The 25,855-nt window shown below is 63.2% G+C and carries 15 protein-coding genes; 12 read left to right on the forward strand and 3 right to left on the reverse strand.

Translation table 11 applies throughout. The annotated features are described in order from the left end of the window. A partial coding sequence (locus tag AC09SL_RS11885; RefSeq protein WP_479571945.1) for a retention module-containing protein occupies nt 1-2,190 on the reverse strand: 2,190 nt, incomplete at its 3' end. Nucleotides 2,191-2,548: 358 nt separating this feature from the next. On the opposite strand from AC09SL_RS11885, the gene AC09SL_RS11890 reads away from it, so the two are divergent. The 7 genes from AC09SL_RS11890 (at nt 2,549) to AC09SL_RS11920 (ending at nt 13,050) form a co-directional block, all read left to right on the forward strand. Then, on the forward strand, nt 2,549-3,898 hold the full coding sequence (locus tag AC09SL_RS11890) for a TolC family outer membrane protein (RefSeq protein ID WP_058544779.1): 1,350 nt from the start codon (nt 2,549-2,551) through the stop codon (nt 3,896-3,898). 37 nt (nt 3,899-3,935) lie between these two features. Next, nucleotides 3,936-6,092, forward strand: a complete 2,157-nt coding sequence (locus AC09SL_RS11895) for a type I secretion system permease/ATPase (protein ID WP_058544789.1) — start codon at nt 3,936-3,938, stop codon at nt 6,090-6,092. Continuing rightward, entirely contained in the window at nt 6,082-7,449 is a 1,368-nt protein-coding gene (locus AC09SL_RS11900) for an HlyD family type I secretion periplasmic adaptor subunit (protein ID WP_058544780.1), read from the forward strand. The genes AC09SL_RS11895 and AC09SL_RS11900 overlap by 11 nt, the downstream gene beginning before the upstream one ends. 903 nt (nt 7,450-8,352) lie before the next feature. Further along, nucleotides 8,353-9,129, forward strand: coding sequence for an efflux RND transporter periplasmic adaptor subunit (locus AC09SL_RS11905; RefSeq protein WP_058544781.1), 777 nt, complete (start codon nt 8,353-8,355; stop codon nt 9,127-9,129). Beyond that, the gene (locus tag AC09SL_RS11910; protein WP_058544782.1) at nt 9,126-10,445 is read left to right on the forward strand and encodes an efflux RND transporter periplasmic adaptor subunit; all 1,320 of its coding nucleotides are present in this window, start codon (nt 9,126-9,128) and stop codon (nt 10,443-10,445) included. The genes AC09SL_RS11905 and AC09SL_RS11910 overlap by 4 nt, the downstream gene beginning before the upstream one ends. Before the next feature lies 1 nt (nt 10,446). Next, complete coding sequence (locus tag AC09SL_RS11915; RefSeq protein ID WP_058544783.1) at nt 10,447-12,543, forward strand: site-2 protease family protein; 2,097 nt, start codon at nt 10,447-10,449, stop codon at nt 12,541-12,543. Nucleotides 12,544-12,558: 15 nt separating this feature from the next. Beyond that, a complete protein-coding gene (locus tag AC09SL_RS11920; RefSeq protein WP_058544784.1) occupies nt 12,559-13,050 on the forward strand; it encodes a GNAT family N-acetyltransferase in 492 nt (163 codons plus the stop codon). A gap of 81 nt (nt 13,051-13,131) precedes the next feature. On the opposite strand, the gene AC09SL_RS11925 is transcribed toward AC09SL_RS11920, so the two are convergent. Both AC09SL_RS11925 and AC09SL_RS11930 read right to left on the reverse strand, forming a co-directional pair. Then, nucleotides 13,132-13,443, reverse strand: coding sequence for a DUF6916 family protein (locus AC09SL_RS11925; RefSeq protein ID WP_058544785.1), 312 nt, complete (start codon nt 13,441-13,443; stop codon nt 13,132-13,134). A gap of 46 nt (nt 13,444-13,489) precedes the next feature. After that, complete coding sequence (locus tag AC09SL_RS11930; RefSeq protein WP_058544786.1) at nt 13,490-14,077, reverse strand: phage tail protein; 588 nt, start codon at nt 14,075-14,077, stop codon at nt 13,490-13,492. 287 nt (nt 14,078-14,364) lie between these two features. Here AC09SL_RS11930 and AC09SL_RS11935 point away from each other — a divergent pair, with 287 nt between their 5' ends. Genes AC09SL_RS11935 through AC09SL_RS11955 form a run of 5 tightly spaced genes read left to right on the forward strand, consistent with a single transcriptional unit; the run spans nt 14,365 to nt 25,783 of the window. Beyond that, complete coding sequence (locus AC09SL_RS11935; protein WP_058544787.1) at nt 14,365-15,210, forward strand: sulfotransferase family protein; 846 nt, start codon at nt 14,365-14,367, stop codon at nt 15,208-15,210. A 52-nt stretch (nt 15,211-15,262) separates the two neighbouring features. Continuing rightward, on the forward strand, nt 15,263-22,501 hold the full coding sequence (locus AC09SL_RS11940) for an Ig-like domain-containing protein (protein WP_064106974.1): 7,239 nt from the start codon (nt 15,263-15,265) through the stop codon (nt 22,499-22,501). Between the two features lie 40 nt (nt 22,502-22,541). Next, nucleotides 22,542-24,056, forward strand: coding sequence for a TolC family protein (locus AC09SL_RS11945; RefSeq protein WP_058546778.1), 1,515 nt, complete (start codon nt 22,542-22,544; stop codon nt 24,054-24,056). Nucleotides 24,057-24,068: 12 nt separating this feature from the next. Continuing rightward, nucleotides 24,069-24,854: an aspartyl/asparaginyl beta-hydroxylase domain-containing protein gene (locus tag AC09SL_RS11950; protein ID WP_058546779.1), complete on the forward strand. Its 786-nt coding sequence runs from the start codon at nt 24,069-24,071 to the stop codon at nt 24,852-24,854. Then, entirely contained in the window at nt 24,842-25,783 is a 942-nt protein-coding gene (locus AC09SL_RS11955) for a sulfotransferase family protein (RefSeq protein WP_058546780.1), read from the forward strand. The genes AC09SL_RS11950 and AC09SL_RS11955 overlap by 13 nt, the downstream gene beginning before the upstream one ends. Nucleotides 25,784-25,855 lie beyond the last annotated feature (72 nt).

The raw sequence follows: 25,855 nt of genomic DNA on the forward strand, positions 1-25,855 counted from the left end.
CGCATCGACGGTCACGGTGCCAGTGGTGGCGCCGGCAGCGATGTTGATCACTGCGCCGTTGCTCAGGGTGACGGTGACAGGCGAGCCAGCGGCGTTGGTCAGGGTAGCGGTGTAAACAATCGAACCGCCTTCGGCCACTTCGGTAGACGCGGACAGGCTCAGGCCAGTGGTGTCCACCGAATCGGTAATCGTGGTGACCGCAGGTGTGGTGCTTGGCACCAGGTTTTCAAAGTTGCCACCCGTCGCACCGGTAATGGTGGTGCTGACGGTGCTGCCGTTGTTGTAGACGTCATTGGCCGGCGTCTCGACGTTAACGGTGCCAGTGGTCTGGCCGGCGGCGATGGTGATGACCGAGCCATTGCTCAAGGTCACGGTCACCGGGGTCTGGGCCGGGTTGGTCAATGTTGCGGTGTAAACAATCGAACCGCCTTCGGTGATGGTGTCGCTGGCAGTCAGGGTCAGGCCAGTGGTGTCCACCGAATCGGCGATCGTGGTGACCGCAGGCGTGGTGCTTGGCACCAGGTTTTCAAAGTTGCCACCCGTCGCACCGGTAATGGTGGTGCTGACGGTGCTGCCGTTGTTGTAGACGTCATTGGCCGGCGTCTCGACGTTAACGGTGCCAGTGGTTTGGCCGGCGGCGATGGTGATGACCGAGCCATTGCTCAAGGTCACGGTCACCGGGGTCTGGGCCGGGTTGGTCAATGTTGCGGTGTAAACAATCGAACCGCCTTCGGTGATGGTATTGCTGGCAGTCAGGGTCAGGCCAGTGGCGTCCACCGAATCGGTGATCGTGGTGACCGCAGGCGTGGTGCTTGGCACCAGGTTTTCAAAGTTGCCACCCGTCGCACCGGTAATGGTGGTGCTGACGGTGCTGCCATTGTTGTAGACGTCGTTGGCCGGGGTCTCGACGTTAACGGTGCCGGTGGTCTGGCCGGCGGCGATGGTGATGACCGAGCCATTGCTCAAGGTCACGGTTACCGGGGTCTGGGCCGGGTTGGTCAGGGTGGCGGTGTAAACAATCGAACCGCCTTCGGTGATGGTGTTGCTGGCAGTCAGGGTCAGGCCGGTGGTGTCCACCGAATCGGTAATCGTGGTGACCGCAGGCGTGGTGCTTGGCACCAGGTTTTCAAAGTTGCCACCCGTCGCGTCGGTAATGGTGGTGCTGACGGTGCTGCCGTTGTTGTAGACGTCGTTGGCCGGCGTCTCGACGTTAACGGTGCCAGTGGTCTGGCCGGCGGCGATGGTGATGACCGAGCCATTGCTCAAGGTCACGGTCACCGGAGTTTGAGCCGGGTTGGTCAGGGTGGCGGTGTAAGTGATCTGGCCGCCTTCGGTGACGGTGTTGCCCGCCGTCAGGGTGACGGTGGTGGTGTCGATGGTGTCGGTGATCTGAGTCACGGCCGGCGTGGTGGGCACGGTCACGGCAATGCCAGTGCCACCGGTGGTGCCAGTGACGGTCACGCTGATCTGGCTTGGGTCGTTGTAGACCGTGTCATTCGGCGCGAGTGGAACGTTGACGCTACCGGTCAACTGACCCGCCGGTATCACGATGACCGCGCCGTTGGACAAGGTCACAGTCAAGGCGGTTTGCGGGGCCTGGGTCACGGTCGCGGTGTAGACCAGCACGCCGCCGGCTTCGGTCAGGGTGGGCGTGGCGCTCAGGGTCATCGTCGCATTGAGCACGGCGTTGGCGGTCGTATCCGTGGTATCGCCACCCAGGGTGTTGTTATCGGTGGCGGCAGCCGAAGCGAGGCCTTCAGTCGGGAAGCCGATGGTAGGGTCGACGCTGCCAGCGGTGGCATCCAGCACCACAAAGCTGTGCCCGCCACCGGCGGCACCACCCGTACCTGCGGCAGTCGCACCGGCGGCGGTGGCTTCCAGGGCGGTCGTCGGGTCGACGCCTGCGGCGATGGCTTGTTGCAGCTCTTCTACCGACGGCGCGGCCTGGGCTGTGGCCTGTTCAAGATCGGTGGACGAGTCTGGGGCATTGGCGCTCCACTGGGTGTCGCGACCCAGGTCCAGGGTACGGCCATCGGCCAGGTCCAATGTGACGGCGCCAGAAGGGCCTGTGTCCAGCTGATCGCCGGTGTACAGGCGATCCCCTTCAATGAGTACGCGCCGGATGCCCTCGGGGGATACGACGAAAACCTGACCAACAATGCTTTTGACAACGGCAATAACACTGCTCATTGAAGACTCTCCGGGTGCCACGCTCAGTAGACTTCCATGGACCCGGCAGCTTGTAGGCGGCAGCGGTCTGGACGTTCATGTTCACAAAGTAAGGTTATTTGACGCTTTTACATGTCAATATTTTGGCTGTGTTTAATCAATTATTTTGTTTGTGCCAAACTATTGACCTTCTGCTGGCCATCCTAAACAATCGCTGCCGCAATGTCACATTGATATTTAAGCGGCGACCTGTTCTCTCGGTGCGTGTTCCAGCTCCTGCTTTGAACTTTCCGACATACGGTCATTCCGGTTGCCATCATCCGATGCAGCGCCACGTTTCGCTGTGATCCAAGACAAGTGTTTCAGGAAGAAATCCACCATGCGTTCGCCCCTGTTCATGGCTTTACCCTTCGCCCTCGCCGCCAGTTTCGTACAAGCACAAACCTTGCCGCAGGCCATGCAACAGGCGCTGGATGTCCATCCTGAAATCCAGGCCGGCGTAAACAGTCGCCTCGCGGCGGATTACCAGCTCAAGGCGGCCAAGGGCGGTTATCTGCCCAGGGTGGACCTGGCTGCCGGATATGGTCGTGAAGGCACCGACAGTGTCACCACCCGATCAGGGGGGACCAATCATTGGGAAACCCTGAACCGCGGCGAGTCGAGCCTGCGTCTGACGCAAATGGTTTTTGACGGTTTTGCGACATCCAGCGAAGTGGGGCGTCAACAAGCCACCGTCAATGCCCGTGCCTACTCGTTGCTGGACGCGTCCGAGCGCACCGGGTTGACGGTGGCCCAGGTCTACCTGGACGTGTTGACCCGTCGCGAGTTCGTGCGCCTGGCCGAGGAAAACCTCAAGAGCCACGAGCGCATCTTCGACCAGATCAAGCTGCGCACTTCCCGTGGTGTGGGCAGCGGTGCCGACCTGGACCAGGCCGAAGCCCGGATGGCCCAGGCCCGCAACAACCTGATCACCGAGCAGACCAACCTGGCCGACGCCGAGACCAACTACCTCAGCGCCGTGGGTCAATTGCCTGACCAATTGGAACGTCCCGCCGACTTCCTGGCATTGCTGCCGGCCAACCTGACCGAAGCCCGCGCCCAGATGCTGGAAAACAGCCCGGTATTGCGCTCGGCCGAGGCTGACATTGCCGCCGCCGAGAAGCAGTACGAAGCCGCCAAGTCGAGCTTTTACCCGCGCTTCGACGCCGAGTTGGGCCGTACCGCCGACAACGACCTGGACGGCGAGAACGGCCACAACAATGAATGGCAAGCGATGCTGCGCATGCGTTTCAACCTGTATGCCGGCGGCAGCAACAAGGCGGACCTGGAATCCAAGTCGTACCTGTCCAACCAGGCCCTGGACATCCGCAACAACGCGCTGCGCCAGCTCAATGAAGAGCTGGGCCTGGCCTGGAACGCCTTGAACAACGCCAACGCCCAGGTGCCGATCGCCCAACAATACGTGGATCGCAGCGCCAACGTGCGCACCGCCTACCAGAAGCAGTTCAGCCTCGGCGAGCGGACCCTGCTCGACTTGCTCGACAGCGAAAACGAGCTGTTCAGCGCATCCCGCCGCCTGGCGGAAATCAAGAACGTGCAGTTGTTCACCCAGTACCGTATCAAGGCAACCATGGGCCAGCTGTTGAAAAGCCAGGGTGTGGTCGCGCCGTTGGCATCGGTTGTGCAGAACGACGTGAAACCCAGGGTTCAGTTGCCTGGGATGAATTGAGTCCTACCACCCGTTTTAATCAGTCAGAGTGCCGAGCGTGGAATCAGAAGTCAGTCCAGTCGAACTAGTTCATGACCCGCGCACGCTGCACGATGACCCGCTGCTGGACGGTCTGCTGGCACTCTGCATGCTGCATCAGAAGCCGGCCAGCGCGGCAATGCTCACCACCGGCCTGCCGCTGCCCAAGCAACGGCTGAGCGTCGAATTATTGTCGCGCGCGGCGGCCCGTGCCGGTCTGCAAGGTCGGGTGCTGCAACGCAAGCTCGAGCAAATCCCGACCATCGCCATGCCGGCGCTGTTGCTGCTCAAGGAAGGTCGCAGTGCCGTGCTGCTGGGCTGGGTCGGCGACGACCAGGCGCGACTGCTGCTCAGCGAAAGCGACGGTGGTGAGGTCACGGTCAGCCGAGAGCTGCTGGCCGATGACTACAGCGGCAAGGTGTTCTTTGCCCAACCGCAGCATAAATTTGACGTGAACCAGGGCACGCTGATCCCTCGCGCGCGTTCGTGGTTTCGCGACACCCTCAAGCGGTCCCGCTGGCTGTATGCCGACGCTATCGCGGCGAGCCTGTTGATCAACATCATCGCCATGGCCGCGCCGCTGTTCGTGATGAACGTCTACGACCGCGTGGTGCCGAACCAGGCCGAAGCGACCCTGTGGGTATTGGCCGTCGGCATTACGGGTGCCTACATTTTCGACCTGATCCTCAAGATGTTGCGCAGCTTGTGCCTGGACCTGGCCGGCAAGAAAACCGACCTGATCATTTCGGCGACGCTGTTCGAGCGCATCGTCGGCATGTCCATGAAGTACCGCCCGGCGCGGGTCGGCAGCTTTGCCCAGAACATCCATGAGTTCCAGAGCCTGCGGGACTTCCTCGCCTCGCTGACCCTCACCAGCCTGATCGACCTGCCGTTTACCCTGCTGATCTTCGCGGTCATTGCGATTCTCGGCGGGCACCTGGTGTGGATTCCGGTGCTGGCTTTCCCGATTGCCCTGCTGATCGGCTACGCCTTGCAAAAGCCCTTGGTGGCGACCATGGAGCGAACCATGGCCCTGGGCGCCGAGCGTCAGTCCAGCCTGATCGAAACCCTGGCCGGCCTGGACGCCGTGAAGGTCAACAACGCCGAGAGCGAGCGCCAGTACCAGTGGGAACAGACCATCGGCACCCTCAGCCGTCTCGAACTGCGGGTGAAGATGCTGTCCGGCCTGGCGATGAACATCACGTTGCTGATCCAGCAATTGGCCGGGGTGATCATGATCGTCTTCGGCGTGTACCAGATCATCGCTGGCAACTTGAGCATGGGCGGGCTGATCGCCTGCTATATGCTCAGCGGTCGCGCCCTCAGCCCATTGGCTTCGCTGTCGGGGCTGCTGACTCGCTACCAGCAGGCGCGGGTGACCATGACCTCGGTCGACCAGATGATGGAGCTGCCCCAGGAGCGCAATTTCGACGAGCGCCCGCTGAGCCGCAGGGTTCTGCAGGGTGCCATTGAGTGCCGCCAGTTGAATTTCACCTACCCGAACCAGCAGAACGCCGCGCTGAAGAACATCAACCTGGTGATCAAGCCGGGCGAGAAAATCGGCATCATCGGCCGCAGCGGTTCGGGCAAGAGCTCCCTGGCCAAGTTGCTGGTGGGGCTTTACCAACCCGACGACGGCGCCTTGCTGGTGGACGGCGTGGACATCCGCCAGATCGACGTCAGCGAGCTGCGCTACAACATTGGCTACGTGCCCCAGGACATCCAGCTGCTGGCCGGTACCCTGCGGGACAACCTGACCTCAGGCGCCCGGTACGTCGAAGATGAGCTGGTGCTCCAGGCCGCCGAGCTGGCGGGGGTGCATGAATTTGCCCGCCTGCATCCGCAAGGCTATGAACTGCAAGTCGGTGAGCGCGGGCAAAACCTGTCCGGTGGTCAACGCCAGAACGTCGCCCTGGCCCGCGCATTGCTGCTCAACCCGCCCATCCTGTTGCTGGACGAACCCACCAGCGCCATGGACAACACCGGCGAGGAGCGCTTGAAACAGCGCTTGGCCGCGGTGGTGGAAAACAAGACCGTGTTGCTGGTGACGCACCGGGCATCCTTGCTCTCGCTGGTGGATCGCCTGCTGGTGATCGACCGTGGACAGATCCTCGCCGATGGCCCGAAAGCGGCCGTCATGGAAGCGTTGAAGAAGGGGCAGATCAGTGTTGCTTAAGTCAGGTTTCAGGGGCGCTGTGGGCCGTTATTTCAAAGGCTCCGACTCACTGCACGGCCAGCCGCTGCCCGAAGTCAACAAGGCGCTGATCGAAGACGCTCCCCGGGTGGTGCGCTTGACGATCTGGAGCATCATCGGCTTCTTCGTGTTCCTGTTATTGTGGGCCAACTTCGCCGTGATCGACGAAGTGACCAAGGGCGACGGCAAGGCGATTCCCTCGTCCAAGATCCAGAAAATCCAGAACCTGGAAGGCGGCATCGTCGCAGAGCTGTTCGTCAAGGAAGGGCAGATCGTCGACGCCGGCGCCCCGTTGATTCGCCTGGACGACACCCGGTTTGTCTCCAACGTCGGTGAAACCGAGGCGGATCGCCTGTCCATGTTGTTGCGGGTCGAGCGCCTGAGTGCCGAGGTCGATGACCGGCCGCTGAATTTCCCGGCCGATGTGCTCAAGGCAGTGCCCCGCCAGGCCGCCAGCGAGGAGTCGCTGTACATCAGCCGCCGCCAGCAGTTGCATGATGAAATCGGCGGCTTGCAGGAGCAGTTGATCCAGCGCCAGCAGGAGCTGCGCGAATTCATCTCCAAGCAGGCGCAGTACCGCTCCGGCCTGGCGCTACAACGCCAGGAAATCAACATGTCCGAGCCGCTGGTGGCCCAGGGCGCGGTATCGCCGGTGGAAGTGCTGCGGCTCAAGCGCGCCGAAGTCGAGACCCGTGGGCAGCTGGACGCCACGACGCTGGCGATCCCTCGTGCCGAATCGGCGATCAAGGAAGTGCAGCGCAAGATCGACGAGACCCGCGGCAAGTTCCGCAGCGAAGCCCTGACCCAGCTCAACGAAGCTCGCACCGACCTGAACAAGGCCCAGGCCACCGGCAAAGCCCTGGAAGATCGGGTGAGCCGCACCCTGGTAACGTCGCCCGTGCGCGGCATCGTCAACAAGTTGCTGGTGAACACCATCGGCGGCGTGATCCAGCCTGGCAGCGACCTGGCGGAAGTCGTGCCGTTGGACGACACCATTCTGGTGGAAGCGAAAATCCGCCCCCAGGACATCGCCTTCCTGCACCCCGGCCAGGACGCCACGGTGAAATTCACCGCGTACGACTACACCATCTATGGCGGTATGAAAGCCAAGCTGGAACAGATCGGCGCTGACACCATCACCGATGAAGACAAGAAGACCACTTACTACGTCATCAAGCTGCGTACCGAACGCAGCCACCTGGGCACCGATGACAAGCCGCTGCTGATTATTCCGGGCATGGTGGCGTCGGTGGACATCATCACGGGCAAGAAAACCGTGCTCAGCTACCTGCTCAAGCCGATCATCAAGGCCCGGTCCGAGGCGTTGCACGAGCGGTAGCACCTCAGAGCTGACTCCTCAAACTGCCAATCTATGGCTTGAGGGCTTGAGGGCTTGAGGGCTTGAGGGCTTGGGGCTGGGAAGCTTTTGTGGCGAGGGAGCTTGCTCCCGCTTGAGTGCGCAGCGCTCATCGCTTTTTTTGGGGCCGCTGCGCGCCCCAGCGGGAGCAAGCTCCCTCGCCACAGGGTTTTGGGTTGTCTGGGCGACGCCTTCGCGAGCAGGCTCGCACACAGTTGATTGGTGTTGATCTCGATATTTTGGTTCGACACAGATCCAGTGTGGGGAGCCTGCTCGCGAAGGCGGTTTTCAGTTCACCACAGGCCTGTCAGCCCGCCGCTTGAACCTCAAGCCGAACCGTTTTTTCAGTGACAAACCCAGACTAGCGGTGAGCCCCAAGCCGGACCAGTTCACCAACATCGCCACAACTCGAAGGAAATCTCCTAGGACCCTGCTGTAAGTAAGCGGTACACCGATCCACTGGACTGCACCTTGTAGGAGCTGTCGAGTGCAACGAGGCTGCGATCTTTCCCCAGCCACTTGAGTCCCAAGCGAAAGATCAAAAGATCGCAGCCTCGTTGCACTCGTCAGCTCCTACACAGCGCCTACACAGCGCCTGCACGCAGTCCAGCGGGAGGAAGTACCCTCGCCACGGGGAGGGCGTTCAACTCAGGAGCTGTTCTCAATCCCCAGTAACGAAAAAACCGGCCGAAGCCGGTGTCTTCACCCCAACGGCCAGAGAGCTTAATCTCTGCGTACGGGGTTGAGCAGTGAGCGAACCCTAAGTTGAAGAACTCGTGAGGCCAACGCTGCTGTTGCCACAGAGATTCCCTCGATTAACCGCGATCCCCTTGACGCTACCTGCTGCTGTCGTAGACTCCGCCCATCCGTCAGGGAGTAACGGTCATGCGGCGTTTGAGTAGTTGGTTTGTGGGATTGGCCTTTGTAACGTGCGGGGCCCAGGCGCAAACGCCGGTTTCCGACGATCCATTGTTTGAGAGCAACGTCTCGGCCAGTGCGTCGGGCAATGAGGCGCGGGGCGTCCTTCGGGCGCGGGATCAGGCGGTGCTGGCCAGTGAGTTGGCCGGGCGTATTGTCGAGTTGCCGTTCAGTGAGGGCGAGTCATTCAAGAAGGGCGACACCCTGGCGCGTTTCGATTGCTCGGCCTATCAGGCCCAGCTCAATGCAGCCCAGGCGGCCAGCCGTGGCGCCAGTGAGGAGCTGGCGCATAACCGGCAGTTGGCCGCATTGAAGTCCGTCGGACGTTTCGAGGTGTCGCGGGCCGAGGCCCGGCTCAGCGAGGCCCAGGCGCAGTCCCAGGTGTATCAGGTCCAGGTCAAGCGCTGCAGCGTGATCGCCCCGTTCGACGGGCAAGTGGTGGCGCGCAAGGTCCAGCGTTATGAAAGCGTCGCGGCCGGTGCGCCGTTGCTGGACGTGGTCGACAACCGCACCCTGGAGATTCACCTGCTGGTGCCTTCGCGCTGGATGGACAGGCTCAAGCCCGGTCAGCCCTTCACCTTTGTCCCCGATGAAACCGGCAAGCCGTTGCAAGCGACGGTCAAGCGCCTGGGCGCGCGCATCGACGAGGGCAGCCAGACCCTGCTGCTGGTGGCGAGCGTGCCGGATGCCAGCGGCCTGCTGTCGGGCATGAGCGGCACGGCACGTTTCGCGGAGCCCAAGTGAACGCGCCGATAGCGGGCAGCGCCGAGCAGGTCTTTGCCCGCTTTCTCGACCTTGAACGCCAGACACGGGCCGCACGAACGCCGGCGCAATTGAGCTACAGCCTGGTCAACGACGGCCAGGCCCTGTTCGGGTTTCGCCACGCCGCGTTATTGATCGCCGGCAAGGTCCAGGCCGTGACCGGCGTCAGTACCGTGGAGCCCAATGCCCCGTTCGTGGCGTTTGTCGAGCAGGCTGTGGCGCAGATGTTCAAGCAGGGGGTACTGAAGCAGGCCCGAGTGATTGCCGCCGAGGGGGTGAGCGAATCCATCCGGGCAGACTGGCGAAGCATGTCGGCCACACACGTATTCTGGCTGCCGTTGATCGATCATCAGGGCCAGGTGTTCGGCGGTTTGTGGCTGGCCCGTGACCTGCCCTGGAGCCCACCCGAACAGGTGCTGTTGTCGCAACTGGGCGACACCTACAGCCATGCGTGGCTGGCGCTGCAACCGCGCAAGCCGTGGCGCCTGCGCTGGACGCGCAAGCGCCAGGTCGCCCTCGTGGCGGTGCTGCTGCTGGGGTTGCTGATTCCTGTGCGCCAGTCCGTGTTGGCCCCGGCCGAAGTGGTGCCCCTGGGCGGGCAGGTGGTGGCGGCGCCGTTGGATGGGGTGATCGCCGAGTTCCTGGTCAAGCCCAACCAGACCGTCAAGAACGGCGACCTGCTGCTGCGTTTCGAAAGCACCAGCCTCAAGGCTCAGGCTGATGTGGCCGAGCGTTCGTTGGGCGTGGCCGAGGCGGAACTCAAGGCCAATTCCCAGCGCTCGTTTGCCGACGCTGAATCCAGCTCGAAGGTTGACTTGCTGGCCGCCCGCGTCGAACAGAAACGCGCCGAGCGCGACTATGCGCTTGAACTGCTCAAGCGCAGCGAAGTACGCGCCGAGCGGGACGGCATTGCCGTGTTTGCCGACGCCGAGCGCTGGCTCGGCAAGCCCGTGCAGACCGGCGAGCGATTGATGGAAATCGCCGACCCGAACCAGGCCGAATTGCGTATTGAATTGGCGGTGGGCGACGCGATTGCCTTGGAGCCCGGTGCGCGAGTGGCGTTGTTTCTCGATAGCGACCCGTTGCAGCGGCACCTGGCCTGGCTCGAGCGCTCGGCCTATGAGGCGCAGCCGACCGCTGCCGGGCAACTGGCATATCGGTTGGATGCGCGTTTCGATGCTCAGGCGCCGCGCATCGGCCTGCGGGGTACGGCGAAGGTCTTTGGCGACCGCGCGCCGCTGGCGTTGTACCTGTTACGTCGGCCACTGGCCGGGCTGCGCCAGAGCGTAGGGCTGTAGCGTGGACCTGCCGAGCCTGCGGCCAGACCTGCAACTGTCCCCGGCGGCCCCGGACCCGGATGGTTCGCCGCAGTGGACCTTGGCCGACCCGGTGCGCGGGCGCTATTTCAAGCTGGGCGCGGCGGCGATGCGCATGTTGCGGCACTGGTCACTGGGTGATCCGCAGCAGGTGCTGCAAGCTGCAAACCGCGAGCCGGGCCTGCCGCTCAATGGTGAATCGCTGGAGCAACTGCTGGGCTTCTTGCGCGGCCATGATCTGATCAGCGCGATGGACCCGCAACAGCGCGACAGCTATCTCTTCAAGACCGCGGCGCAGCGCCAGAGCCTGTGGCAGATCCTGCTGCATCAATACCTGTTTTTTCGCATTCCGCTGTGGCGTCCGGATGCCTTTCTCAACCGTGCCTGGCCCTGGTTGGCGCGGTTCGGTCCCGGGATCCTGCGCTATGGCCTGCCGCTGACCCTGGGCCTCGGCGTCTTCCTGGTGTCGCGAGACTGGCAGCGATTCATCGCGACGTTTCCGCACCTGTTCAGCCTGGGCGGTGCGCTGGCCTTCGGGACGGCGTTGCTCTTTGCCAAGCTATGTCACGAATTCGGCCATGCCTTCATGGCCAAGCGCGCTGGCTGCCGTGTGCAAAGCATGGGCGTGGCGTTCATGGTGCTGCTGCCGATGTTCTACACCGACGTCAGCGATGCCTGGCGGATCAATGATCGCCGCGCGCGGTTGCTGATTGGTGCTGGCGGGGTCCTGGCCGAGCTGCTGTTGGCGTGCGTCGCGTTGCTGGCCTGGTCACTGCTGCCTGACGGGCCGGCGCGCACCGCAGCGTTCATGTTGGCCAGCGCCACCTGGATCACCACGCTGGTCATCAACCTCAACCCGTTCATGCGTTTTGACGGGTATTTCCTGCTCAGTGATTTCTGGGCGGTGGATAACCTTCAGGGGCGAGCGTTCGCCCTGTGCCGTTGGCGACTGCGCGAAGCCTTGTTCGGTTATGGCGCGGCGGCGCCGGAGCCCTGGTCGCCGAAGATGCGTCGTCGTTTGCTGGTGTGGGGTTATGGCTCCTGGCTGTGGCGGGCGTTGCTGTTTTTCGGGATTGCCCTGGCGGTCTATCACCTGTTCTTCAAGGTGCTGGGCATTTTTCTGATGATGGTGGAATTGGTGTGGTTCATTTTTATGCCCATCGTGAATGAATGGCGGCAATGGTGGAGTCGCCGTGAGCAAGCCCATGGTGCGCGCGTGCTCCTGAGCGGCCTGGTCGTGCTGGCGTTGCTGCTGGTGCTGTTGCTGCCCTGGCGCAGCGCGGTGGAAGTGCCGGCCATGCTTGAGGCCGGGCGTGCCAGCGCCTTGCATGCGCCGGTGGCGGCACGGGTCAAGCAGGTGAATGTGCGCGACGGCCAGACCGTGGCCCAGGGCGATGTATTGATTGAATTGGAGTCGCCGGACATGGCGTCGCGCCTGGCCATCGTGCGCCGGGAGATCGAGATCCAGCAGTTGCAGATGCGTCGTCAGGCCGGGCGCAGTGAAACCGCTGCCGATGCCGGCATCATCGAACAGCAACTGGCCGAAGCGGTGGCCGAATACCGGGGCCTGGCCGCTCAGCGTGAACGCCTGTTGCTGCGTGCGCCCCATGCCGGCCAAGTGCGCGATTTGTTGCCGCAACTGTCGGTCGGGCGCTGGTTGTCGCCCACGCAGGCGCTGGCGCGGGTGGTGCAGACCGATTCGCGGTTGCGCGGGTACCTCACCGAAGCCGAGCTTTGGCGGGTCGAGCCGGGTGCCACGGGACGGTTCATTGCTGACGATCCGATGCACACCTCGATCGCCGTACAGTTGGATGAAATCGACACCAACGGCGTCGCCTGGGTCGAGCAGCAAGCGTTGACGTCCGACCATCACGGGCCGATTGCGGTGCGCCGCGACTCGCAGCAGCGGGCCGAGCCGGTGCAGGCGCAATACGGCGTGCGCCTGAGTGCGGTGGACGACACGTACGCCCCGGTGCAACCGCTGCGTGGCGTGGCGGTGCTGCAGGGCAAGGGCGAGTCGGTGTTGGGAGCGGCCTGGCGTCGATTGGCGGCGTTGGGTGTCAGGGAAAGCGGATTCTAGTCTTAGGAAGCGAGCATGGATTCAGTGGCGGCAGAAGGATTGGTGGTGCGTCCATCGCGGGTCAGCGATGGCCCGTTCTTGCAGGGCCTGTACCAGGCGGCGCGACCGGACCTGCAATGGATCGACGGCGACCCTGAACAGGTGCAGCAGGTAATTGCCCAGCAATTCCAGGTGCAGGAGCAAGGGTTGGGCGAGAATTTTCCCAACGCCATGCATTACGTCGTGGAAAAACTTGGCACCGCCATCGGCGCCTTGAGCACGGATTTTGGCCCCAATGAAATCCGCGTGCTTTACCTGGCCTTCATCCCCCAGGCCCGTGGGCAGGGATATGGCCGAACGGTGTTGCAAGGGGTGCAGAAAGCCGCGCAACAGATCCGATGCCCGGTGGCGACCGTGGTCTGGGCCAGCAACCCCCACGCCCGCCGGCACTACCTGGCCTTGGGCTTCGAAGTGCAAGAGCGCAACCCGGCGGCGGAGCGGTTGGTCTGGTATCCGAAAGGCGACTGACCCAATCTTGCAGACACCATAAATCCCTGTGGGAGCGGGCTCTGATGCAAGCACAGATTTTGTATGTGTTCCCCTGTCGTATTAGTTAAACGCGATATAGAAATACCCCAGCGCCGGATCCCGGCCCATGGGCGGTATCCGCGACACGAACACCCCCTCGATCTTGCCCAGTTCCGGCACCTCCAGAGCGCAGAGGCCGTCCACGAACGCGGTACTTTCCAGGCTGTTGAGTTCCACGCTGAACGGCATGCGTTCGCTGTGCGGCATCTTTGCCCGAGGTGTTTCTTCGAGGGTTTCGAAGCGCACGGGCAGGCAACTGCCGTCGGGCAAGGTCAGGCTGGCGGTCTGGCCCAGCAGCGGTTGGAAATGGCGGCTATGAACCTGTTGCAGCATGTCGACACTCCAAAAGGCCGGAGGACCGCAGCCCTCCGGCGGTTCATCAGTTGCGGGACGGGAAGAGGCCGTTCAGGGCGATGCTGAAGTTGATCGCCAAAAACGGGTTCATGATCGCCATGGGCATGCTGTTGCCCGTGGCGGAGACCGAGCCGCTGACGGTGGTGGTCACGCCTTGCAGCGGCACTGGGGAAGCGCCTATCTGGTCGGAATAGATTGCCGCCGCGCCCGGCCCGGTGCCCGAAGTGCCGATAAACGAGTTGGTGGCCGTAGGGGTGTTCACCGGGTTGCTGGCTGGGTTGGCCAACTGCAGGGTGGTCGAGGCGGTGATGCCCGTGAGCGTGTGGGTATGGTTGGGCAGGTTGTTGATCGTCGCGCTGACGTTTTCGGTGCCGGAGATTTCGCCGATGGTCCGTGGGGTCAGGCCCAGGCCGTTGCCCATGCCCACCGGCATCCGGCCTTGCAGGTTGGGGAGCACGAAGGTGGTCTGGCCATTGCCTCCGTACGTCACGCCGATCAGGGCGAACAGGGTCTGGTACTGGGAAAGGGCAAGCGTTTGCCCGTTGCATAGAGCCCAATCCCTGGGTGCAAAGTTAAAAGCGAATGATTGGATAGTGCCGATGAATACTTCCATAGATTCCTCATCCCTCAGGTTATTGGTCTGGCGATGCCGGCAGGATTCTGGGAGAGAGGTTTCACTCCCTGGCCCGGTCACGCACGGCTGAGCGTAGACCGGGATATTTGATTCTGCCGAGCGAAACGGGCGGAAAAATTTGGCGGGTCTGCTTAATCGATTCACGTCCCCCTGCGTCTGTACCGTCCATCTTTTTTTCAGGTCTGGGTGTATCTGATGTCAAAGTACTACTAGGCGAAGATTGTTTCCTCGGCTACGCTTCGCGATACAAAAGGACTACAAACAAGGTGAAGGGATTGTCGCAGTTTCACTTTATCTCCGGTTTACCGCGTTCTGGCTCGACCCTGCTTTCTGCTATTTTGCTGCAGAACCCGCGCTTTCATGCCGGCATGACCAGCCCCGTCGGTACGCTGTTCAGCAGCGTCCTGCAGCAATGCAGTGCCGGCAGTGAGTTCGGTTCGGTGATCGACACCGACCTGCGCCGCCGCCTGCTGCGCGGACTCTTCGATTCCTACTACGCCGACAAAGCCGACAAGCCTGTCATCTTCGATACAAACCGCCAGTGGTGTGCCCGCTTGCCCGCCCTGCAGGATCTGTTTCCCCAAGCCAAGACCATCGCCTGTGTGCGCAACGTCGCCTGGGTGCTCGACAGCCTGGAGCGGCTCTACCGCGCCAATCCGTTCGAAAACACCAAGCTGTTCAACGACGATGACGAGCGCAACACCGTCTACAGCCGCTGCGAAACCCTGGCCCAGCGCAACCGCCTGGTGGGGTTCGCCTGGACGGCGCTCAAAGAGGCTTATTACGGTGAAAACGCCGAGTCGCTGTTGATCGTTGACTACGACTTGTTGAGCCAGGCCCCCGAGCGGGTGATGCGCCTGGTGTACGAGTTCATCGGCGAACCCTGGTTCGAGCACGATTTCAATCACTTGACCTACGACGCACCGGCCTTCGACCAGGCCCTGGGCGTTGCCGGCCTGCACAAGGTCAAGCCCAAGGTCGCGCCGCAAACCCGACGGACCTTGTTGCCGCCGGATCTGTTTGAAAAGTATGCCGAGTTGTCGTTCTGGCGCGATGGGTCCGCAAGCGCCGCCAATGTCATTCGTATGAAAACCGACGCCGCCCTCAGCTGATGGCGGCTTTTCTCATTTGCGTGTTCAAGAAGTTCGAGTCCAGGTGATCGTCATGTGGTGGAGCAAAGGCAAATCGCGGGTAACCGAGGGCACGCAAGCCCTGGCATCGCCAATGATCATGTCCCTGGAGCCGCGAATGCTGTTCGACGGCGCGGTGGCTGCAACCGTGGCCGATGCCGCGCAACCGGACGCGCATCCGACGGCCGAGGCGGCGAAGACGCCCACGGCGGACCAGCCGGCCGACACCCATGCGCCCCAGGGCCAGGCCGATGCCACCGAGGCGGCCGTTCCTGGCAAGGCCGTGGTGTTCGTCGATTCCCGGGTCAAGGATTCCGCCAGCCTGCTCGAAGGCGTGGCGCCCGGTACCCAGGTTGTGCAACTGGATGCCACCAAGGACGGCTTGCAACAGATTGCCGATTACCTGGACACCCACCAGGGCATCAGTTCGGTGCAGATCATCGCCCACGGTAACGCCGGTGATTTGTGGCTGGGCAACAGCTACCTGTCGGCGGACAACGTCCAGGCCCGCAGCGAGGTGCTGGCGCAGATCGGCCAGGACATGAACGCTGGCGGCGACATCTTGATCTATGGCTGCTACACCGCCGAAGGCGAACGTGGCCTGAGCCTGGTCGATTCACTGGCGCAGTTGACCGGCCGCGACGTGGCGGCGTCCAACGACCGCACCGGCCTGGGCGGCGACTGGGACCTGGAAATCGCCACCGGCAACATCGAAAGCGCCAACGTGCTGTCGAGCACTGCCATGAGCGAGTACCAATGGGGCTTGGCCACCTGGACCGCCACCAACAACCTCAATTCGGGTATCGGTTCTTTGCGCGCTGCCCTGAGCTCGGCGCAGAACGGCGACATCGTCACTTTCAATGCAGGCATGACCGTCGCGCTGACCCAGGTGCTGGTGGTCGACAAGAACGTCACCATCGATGGCGACCTCGACAACGACAACGTGGCCGATGTGACCCTGGATGGGCAATACCGCACCCAGATCATCAACGTGACGGCGGGTACCACCGCCACCCTCGATGGCCTGGTGATTACCCGGGGCATGGTGGCAGGCAACGGTGGTAACGGCGGCGACGATGCATTGGTGTCCAAGGGCGGTGGCATCTACAACGCCGGCACCTTGACCCTGCGCAACGTTACGGTCACCGCGAACGCCGCTTCGGGCGGTGGTGGTGGCGGCGGTGTGACGCCGCAGTACGCCGGTGGCGCCGGTGGTGGCGGTGGCGCAATCACCGGCGGTACCGGTGGCAAGGGCGGCGACACACTCAACTCCACGGGCTCCAACGGCACGGCCGGACAGGGCGGCGCGGGCGGCGGCTTCTTCAACATTGGCGGGCGTGGCGGTTCCACCACCGGTGGCGCGGGCGGTGCGGCTTATCCGGGCTACAGCACCGGCTCGGCCGGCGGCACGGCGGTCAGTGGCGGATTGTCCATCGGCGGTGGTGGCGGTGGCGACGGCTATAACGACATCGGTGGCGCCGGCGGCGGTGCGGTCGGTGGTATCTACAACGATACCGGCGCGACCCTGCGGATCATCGGCAACTCGGTCATCTCCAACAACGTCGGTGCTGGCGGTGGCGGCGGCGGTGGCGGTGCCGGTGGTAGCTATTACCACGCGGGCGGTGCGGGCGGTGTCGGTGTCGGCGCCATCTGGAACAAAGGCTCGATCCTGATCACCGCTGCCAACTTCGCCGCCTTGGCCGGTAACGTCGGCGGCAGCGGCGTGGGTGGGACAAGCGCTGGCAGCGCGGGTGTTTCGCCGGCGTCGGTGGCCAACGTCTACGGCGATGGCGGCACCATCAACACCAACTATGTGCCGGACGAAACGCCGCCCACCGCGACCGTCGTGGTGGCCAACACCAACCTGAACTCCGGTGGCACGTCGACGGTGACCATCACCTTTTCCGAGGCCGTGACCGGCCTTACCGCGGCGGACCTGACGGTGCAGAACGGCAGCGTCGGCACCTTGACCAGCGGCGACGGCGGCATCACCTGGACCGGTACGTTGACTGCGGCCAGTGATATCGCCGACACCACCAACATCATCACCCTGAACAACACCGGCGTGGCCGACCTGGCCGGCAATGCCGGGGTGGGCACCACCGACTCGAACAACTACATCGTCAACGACACCGTGGCGCCCACGGCGTCCATCGTGGTGAGCGACACCGCCCTCAGGATTGGCGAGACCTCGACGGTCACCATCACCTTCAGCGAAGCAGTGAGCGGTTTCACCGTCGCCGACCTGACCGTCGCCAACGGTACCCTCAGCGGCCTGAGCAGTAGCGACGGCGGCATCACCTGGACGGCCACGCTGACACCGGATGCGGCGATCACCGATACCTCCAATCTCATTGTCCTGAATAACACCGGCGTGGCGGACCTCAATGGCAATGCTGGCGTGGGGACTACCAACTCCAACAACTACGCCATCGACACGCAGCGCCCGACCGCCACCATCGTGGTGTCCGATACTGCGCTGCGCGTTGGTGAAACCTCCGTGGTGACCATCACCTTCAACGAGGCAGTGAGTGGTTTCACCACCGCCGACCTGACGGTCGCCAATGGCACGGTCACCGGCCTGAGCAGCAGCGACGGTGGTATCACCTGGACCGGGACGCTCACACCCAGTGCCAGCGTCAACGACACCACCAACTTGATCACCCTGGATAACACCGGCATTGCCGACCTGTCCGGGAACGCCGGCAGCGGTACCACCGACTCCAACAACTACGCGATCGACACCCAGCGCCCGACCGCCACCATCGTGGTGGCCGATACCGCGCTGAACATCGGCGAAACCTCGCTGGTGACGATTACCTTCAGCGAGGCCGTGACTGGTTTCACCCTGGCCGACCTGACGGTGGCCAATGGCAGCCTGAGCGGGCTGAGCAGCAGCGACGGCGGCATCACCTGGACCGCGACGCTCACCCCAAGCGCCAGCGTCAGCGATGCCACCAACCTGATCATCCTGGCCAATACCGGTGTGGCGGACGCGGCGGGCAATACCGGCAGCGGTACCACCAGCTCCAACAACTATGCGGTCGACACGCAGCGGCCAACCGCTAGCATCGTTGTCGCCGACACCTCCCTGAGCGTTGGCGAAACCTCGCTGGTGACCATCACCTTCAACGAAGCGGTGACAGGCTTTACCACTGCCGACCTGACCGTCGCCAACGGCACGATCACCGGCCTGAGCAGCGGCGACGGCGGCATCACCTGGACCGGCACGCTCACGCCAAGCGCCAGCATCAGCGATACCAGCAACCTGGTCACCCTGGATAACACGGGCGTGGCTGACGCGGCGGGCAACGCTGGCAGCGGCACCACCGACTCCAACAACTACGCCATCGACACCGCGCGCCCGACCGCCACCATCGTGGTCGCCGACACGGCCATCGCCGTTGGCGAAACCTCGGTGGTGACGATCACCTTCAGCGAGCCCGTGACAGGTTTCACCCTGGCGGACCTGACCGTCGCCAACGGCAGCCTGAGCGGCCTGAGCACCAGCGACAACATCACCTACACCGCGACCTTCACGCCGAGCGCCGGCATCAGCGATACCAGCAACCTGATCACGCTCAATAACACGGGCGTGGTGGATGGTGCGGGCAACGTCGGCAGCGGTACCACCGATTCCAACAATTACGTGGTCGACACACTGCGTCCGACCGCCACCATCGTGGTCGCCGATACGGCGCTGAGTGTCGGCGAAACGTCGCTGGTCACCATCACCTTCTCCGAAGCAGTGACGGGTTTCGACAATTCGGACCTGAGCGTGGCTAACGGTACGCTGAGTGCGGTCAGCAGCAGTGATGGCGGCATCACCTGGACGGCCACCTTCACCCCGGCCCTTGGCGTCAGCGACACGTCCAACGTCATCACCCTGAACAACACCGGCGTCAGCGATGCGGCGGGCAACACCGGTACCGGCACCACCAACTCCAACAACTACCAGGTCGACACCAACGTGCCGACGGCGACCATCGTGATTGCCGATACCACATTGAGCATCGGCGAGACGTCGTTGGTCACCGTGACATTCAATTCGGCGGTCAGCGGGTTCGACAACGCAGACCTGACTGTCAGCAACGGCACGCTCAGTTCCATGAGCAGCACCGATGGCGGCGTCACCTGGACGGGCACGTTCACGCCGAGCGCGAGCATTTCCGATACCAGCAACGTGATCACCCTGGACAATACCGGCTTGATCAACGGTGCGGGCAACGCGGGCGTGGGCACCACCGACTCCAACAACTATGCCGTCGACACCGTGCGCCCAACGGCGACCATCGTCGTGGCCGACACTGCCATTGCCGCCGGCGAGACCTCGCTGGTGACCATCACCTTCAACGAGGCCGTGACAGCCTTCACCAGTGCTGACCTGACGGTCGCCAACGGCGTGATCTCCGGGCTGAGCAGCAGCGATGGCGGCATCACCTGGACCGCGACCTTCACGCCAACCAGTGGCGTCACGGACACCAGCAACGTCATCTCGCTCAATAGTGGCGGCATCGTTGACCTGGCGGGCAACCTCAATGTCGGTGGCACCGACTCCAACAACTACGCGCTGGACACAGAACGTCCGACCGCAACGATCGTGCTGGCCGATTCGAACCTCAGTGTCGGCGAAACCTCGTTGGTGACCATCACCTTCAGCGAGGCGGTGACCGGTTTCACCAACGCTGACCTGAGTGTTGCCAATGGCACCCTCAGCGCCGTCAGCAGCAGCGATGGCGGCCTGACCTGGACTGCGACCTTCACGCCGACCCTCGGTGTGCGGGATACATCCAACCTGATCGTCCTGAACAATACCGGCGTGAGTGACGCGGCGGGCAATACCGGAACCGGCACGACCAACTCGGCCAACTACGCGGTTGACACGCAGGTGCCAACGGCGACCATCGTGGTGGCCGATACGACCCTGAGCATCGGTGAAACCAGCCAGGTGACCATCACCTTCAACGAAGCGGTGAGCGGTTTCGACAACAGCGACCTGACCATCAGCAACGGCACGCTAAGCAACGTGTCGTCCACCGACGGCGGCGTCACCTGGACGGCTACGTTCACGCCGAGCGCGAGCATTTCCGATACCAGCAACCTCATCACCCTGGACAATACCGGTGTCGTCAACATCTCAGGCAACGCTGGCATCGGCACCACTGATTCGAACAACTACGCCGTCGACACCGTGCGCCCAACGGCGACCATCGTCGTGGCCGACACTGCCATTGCCGCCGGCGAGACCTCGCTGGTGACCATCACCTTCAACGAGGCCGTGACAGCCTTCACCAGTGCTGACCTGACGGTCGCCAACGGCGTGATCTCCGGGCTGAGCAGCAGCGATGGCGGCATCACCTGGACCGCGACCTTCACGCCAACCAGTGGCGTCACGGACACCAGCAACGTCATCTCGCTCAACAGTGGCGGCATCGTTGACCTGGCGGGCAACCTCAATGTCGGTGGCACCGACTCCAACAACTACGCGCTGGACACAGAACGTCCGACCGCAACGATCGTGCTGAGCGATTCGGTGTTGAAACCGGGTGAAACCGCGCAGGTGACCATCACCTTCTCCGAGGCCGTGACCGGTTTCACCAACGCGGACCTGAGCGTTGCCAACGGCACCCTCAGCGCTGTCAGCAGCAGCGACGGCGGCTTGACCTGGACCGCGACCTTCACGCCGAGCCTGGGTGTGACCGACACCAGCAACCTGATCACCCTGGACAATACCGGCGTGATCGACGCGGCCGGCAATACCGGGACAGGCACTACCGATTCGGCTAACTACGCGGTCGAGACGCAAGTGCCGACCGCTACCATCGTGGTGGCCGATAACGCACTCAAGGTGGGGGAAACCTCGCAGGTGACCATCACCTTCTCGGAAGCGGTCAGCGGGTTCGACAATGCCGACTTGAGTGTGAGCAACGGCACGTTGAGCAATGTGTCGTCCACCGACGGCGGCGTCACCTGGACGGCCACATTCACGCCGAGCGCCAGCATCACCGATACCAGCAACCTGATCAGCCTGGACACTAGCGGTGTGGTCAACGTTTCGGGCAACAGCGGTGTCGGCGTGGTGGACTCCAACAACTACGCGATCGACACGGTTCGCCCTGGCGCCACCATCACCGTGGGCGACAACACCCTGGGCATCGGCCAGAGCACCACCGTGACCATCAGCTTCACTGAGGCGGTGTCCGGCTTCGACTTATCGGATCTGAGTGTCGCCAATGGCGTGTTGTCCAACCTTGCCAGCAGCGACGGTGGCCTGACCTGGACAGCGACCCTGACGCCGACGGCGGGCGTGAACGATGCCACCAACCTGATCCTGCTCGACGCCAGCAATGTGCAGGACCTGGCCGGCAACGCCGGCGTGGGCATCGCGATTTCCGCCAACTACGCACTCGACGCCACCCGGCCGACGGCAACCATCGTGGTCGCCGACCCGAACCTGACGGTGGGCGAGACGACCCAGGTGACCTTCACCTTCAGCGAAGCGGTGACGGATTTTGACCTGTCGGACCTGAGCGTCACCAACGGTGAACTGACCAACCTGACCACCAGCGATGGTGGCAAGACCTGGACCGCGACGTTCACACCGACGGTAAACCTTACCGACCCGAGCAACTTCATTGCCTTGGACACCAGCAACGTCAGCGACCTGTCGAGCAACGCCGGGGCCAGCGTGGCGGTGTCCAACAACTATGCGATCGACACCGTGGTGCCCAACGATGTGAAGCCGCCGCCGGAGTTCCTGACTTCCGACCCGGTCACGGTTATCCCGCCGTCCGAGGTGCCGTTGCAGCCGATTATCTTTACCCCGCCGACCGGCAACCTGGGTTCGCCGCTGGGCTTCCCACCGCTGTTCGAGCAACGGGACGTGGGCGGGGGCCTGCGGCCGATTGGGGATATTTTCATCAACCATGGTGCGCTGGCGCCGAGCTATATCGCCCAGGTCTTCAGCACTGACACCGCCGGCGACGGTAGCGGCCAGGGGTTCCTGGGCTTTGGGGGTGGCGATGGCGGAGTGTTTGGCAGCAGCACGCTGTCGACCCTGTTCAACCAGGACTCCGCTTCCGAGGGCGAGTCGATGGACGCCTTCGACAGCCAGTCGATGCAGGGCGGCGATGTGTCCCAAGGGCTGCGCGGGATGTTCGGGGCGCCAACCCTGGGTCAGCAGTTGCAACAGCTCAAGGACACTGAACAACGTCAGGTCGACAGCCTGGCAATCGCGTTACGACAGGTCGGCATCAGCCAAGCGCTGGCCTGAATTCTAAAAAATATTGGGGCAGCCAGGGGCAATCCAGGGAATGAATAGAAGTCAGAAGTTATTCGGTATGAGTTTGCTGGCGTTGGTGGTGAGTGGTTGTGCGGTCACTAGCGATCCGATCGAGCGTAGCGTCAGCGAACAGCGCGCTCGAACCGACTTGCAGAATATGTACAAGGATCAGGAGCCGCTCAGTGGCCCGCTGACCCTGCACCAGGCCATGGCCCGGGCTGTGAAGTACAACCTCGAAGGCCGCTTGAAGATCATGGAGGAAGCCCTGGCCAAGCGTCAGTTGGACCTGGCCAGTTTCGACATGCTGCCGCGCATGGCCTTGGACGCCGGTTATGTGGGCCGCAACAACGTCAACGCCTCCAGTAGCCAGAGCGTGGAAACCGGTACCCAGTCCCTGGAACCGTCGACCTCCCAGGACCGCGACCGCGAGGTGGCGGACCTGACCATGGTCTGGAACGTGCTCGATTTTGGCGTCAGCTACATCAGCGCCAAGCAGGCCGGGGACCAGCGGCTGATCGTGCAGGAGCGCCGGCGCAAGGTGATCAACACCATCGTCCAGGACGTGCGCTCGGCCTACTGGCGCGCCATGGCTGCCGAGCGCCTGCTCAAACAGATCGACAGTCTGATGGCCCGGGTCGAGGCGGCGCGTGACAACAGCCAGAGCATGAGCGAACAGCGCATCGGTGACCCGGTGCAGGCTCTGGGCTACCAGCGCTCGCTGATCCAGGCTACCCGTCAACTGGAAGAGCAGCGTCGGGCGCTGTCCCTGGCCAAGACCGAACTGGCGACCCTGATCAACTTGCCCTTGGGCACCGAGCTGACCCTGGCGACCCAGGATGAATACAACATCCCGGAACTCAAGGTCGACCTGGCCCGTCTCGAACAGGAAGCCCTGGCCAGCCGTCCGGAACTGCGCGAGCAGGATTACCAGACCCGCATCACCGCCGCCGAAACCCGCAAGGCGATGCTGCGCCTGCTGCCGGGGCTGGAGTTTTCCGCTGGCGGGCATTACGACAGCAACTCGTTCCTGGTGGAGCAGGGCTGGGCCGACTATGGCGTGAAAGTCACCTGGAACCTGTTCAACGTGATTTCCGCCCCGGCGGCCATCGACGTGGCCAAGGCCGGTGAAGAAGTGGCGGCGGCGCGGCGCCAGGCGATGTCGATTGCTGTGTTGGCGCAGTTGTACGTGGCCAATGCCAACTATCGCGAAGCGCTACGCCAGTTCAAGACCAGCCAACAACTGGCGGACATCGATGGGCAGATTGTCGGTCAACTGCGTAACCGTTATCAGGCAGCAGGCATCGGTGAGCTGGATCTGATCCAGGGTGAACTGAACACCCTGCAGGCCGATCTACGCCGGGACCTGGCCTACGCCGACCTGCGCAACGCCTACGGGCAGATCTTCGCCAGCGCCGGCCTCGACCCGCTGCCAAACGAAGTGCAATCGACCCAAGTCCAGTCGATTGCTACAGCGCTGGCTAACCGTGAAGCGGCCTGGGCCCAGGGCGACATCACGGAGCCGACGACGGCCGCGGTGACTCAATAACCGGGCGCTGGCATGACACGCCCGGCGTTTTCCCGGCTGCCGGTGGCGGTGAACCTGCCGTTGCTGTTGCAGGCACTGGCCGCCATTGAAGACGAACGCTGGCAGGGGCATTTCAACCGTGCCTATTACAGCGGCGACTGGAGCGGGGTGGCGCTGATTTCGGCGGCCGATGCCCTCACCGAGCTGTCGCCCGGGCGCGGTCAGCCCCTGCACCGCGCGCCTTGGTCAACGGATGGCCGCTGGCATGAGGCGTTGCGCGACTGGCCCCTGGAGATCGTCTCGGCCCGGCTGCTGCGGCTCGGGCCCGGCGGGTGCATCCACGAACATCGCGATTATGACCTGGGCGGGCCGGACGCCGACCTGCGCCTGCACATGCCGCTGCTCAGCTCGCCTGGCGTGGACTTTTTCCTGGATGGGCAAATCATTGCGATGACGACGGGCGAGTGCTGGTTCCTCGACCTGGCGCGACCTCATCGGGTGGTCAATCGAAGTGCTCATCCACGGGTTCACCTGGTGCTCGATTGTCGCCCCGGGCCGTGGCTGGCCCAGCAGATTGCCGATGGGCTGCCCACCACGCCTCCCGCGGGCGTCGGGCAAAGCGACTTTGGCCGTTTTCAGCAGCGCGTGGAAACGGATCCTCATCTCGCCCGAACCTTGCAGAGCCTGCATGACCTCGACACTTTCATTGAGTCCGCGCGGGCCCTGGGGGCCGAGCAAGGGCTTCATTTCACCCGGGAAGAGTTACGCACTGCGATGCGCAACGGTCGCCAGCAGTGGAGCAACCAGTGGAAGACCTGAACCTGCAGGGTTGGCTGCCGATCCGCGTATGGCAGGAGGCCGGGCAGTGGCGGGTTGATTGGTGTTGGTTTGGCGACGCGCGACTGTCGCAACCGTTCTTCAGCGATGCCGTGGAAGACGCCCTGCGCTTGCCCTTCAACCAGGCGTTCCGTCGCCAGACACCCTTGGACGTTCTCGGTCAGTGGCAACGACAGAGCCCGGGCCTGGCGCCCGGTGCGTTCATTTTCCATGCCTCCCGTTGCGGCTCGACATTGATCAGCCAGATGCTCGCCCACCTGGACGACCACATCGTCATCTCGGAACCGCCGCCCCTGGATACGCTGCTGCGCAGTGATGTGCCGCCGGCCGAGCGGTGCGTGGCGCTCAAGGGCTTGATGTCGGCCTATGGGCAGCGCCGCCGAGGTGTGGAGCAGCGCCTGGTGGTCAAGCTCGATGCCTGGAACATTGGTGAGCTGGCGCTGTTGAGTGAGTGTTTTCCCGACACGCCGTGGCTGTTCCTGTACCGCGACCCCTTGGAAATCGCCGTCTCCCATCTGCGCCGTCCTGGCATGCACATGGTGCCGGGCATGATCGGGACGAGTGTCCTGGATGATGGACTGCCGTTCAGCAGCCGGGAAGATTTCATCTCGCGCCGGGTGGGGCGGTTGTTGGCGACAGGCTTGGAACACTGCCAGGCCTATGCCGCAATGGCGGTCAACTACACCGAACTGCCCGAGGCGATGACGGGCCGGCTCGCGGCGTTTTTTGGGCTCGATGATGAGCAATGCAGGCAAGTGTTCGCCGCAGTGGGGCAGCATGCCAAGCAGCCGGCGCAGGCGTTTGTTGGCGATAGCGAGGACAAGCGCCGGGAGGCTTCGGCGTTGTTGCGTGAGCGGGTCATGCGCTGGGCGCAGGGGCCTTACGAGGCGTTGAAGGCACTGCCCCTGTAGCGGGGTCAAACACGCTTTTTGTGGCGAGGGGATTTATCCCCGCTGGGTTGCGAAGCGGCCCCCAAACCAGCC

Source organism: Pseudomonas sp. PF05, assembly GCF_056521845.1.

What these genes read in the sequence shown, in the direction of transcription:
- AC09SL_RS11890 (WP_058544779.1), top strand. Translation starts at nt 2,549, where the DNA reads ATGCGTTCGCCCCTGTTCATGGCTTTACCCTTCGCCCTCGCCGCCAGT.
- AC09SL_RS11940 (WP_064106974.1), top strand. Translation starts at nt 15,263, where the DNA reads ATGTGGTGGAGCAAAGGCAAATCGCGGGTAACCGAGGGCACGCAAGCC.
- AC09SL_RS11945 (WP_058546778.1), top strand. Translation starts at nt 22,542, where the DNA reads ATGAATAGAAGTCAGAAGTTATTCGGTATGAGTTTGCTGGCGTTGGTG.
- AC09SL_RS11905 (WP_058544781.1), top strand. Translation starts at nt 8,353, where the DNA reads ATGCGGCGTTTGAGTAGTTGGTTTGTGGGATTGGCCTTTGTAACGTGC.
- AC09SL_RS11950 (WP_058546779.1), top strand. Translation starts at nt 24,069, where the DNA reads ATGACACGCCCGGCGTTTTCCCGGCTGCCGGTGGCGGTGAACCTGCCG.
- AC09SL_RS11925 (WP_058544785.1), bottom strand. Translation starts at nt 13,443, where the DNA reads ATGCTGCAACAGGTTCATAGCCGCCATTTCCAACCGCTGCTGGGCCAG.
- AC09SL_RS11930 (WP_058544786.1), bottom strand. Translation starts at nt 14,077, where the DNA reads ATGGAAGTATTCATCGGCACTATCCAATCATTCGCTTTTAACTTTGCA.
- AC09SL_RS11920 (WP_058544784.1), top strand. Translation starts at nt 12,559, where the DNA reads ATGGATTCAGTGGCGGCAGAAGGATTGGTGGTGCGTCCATCGCGGGTC.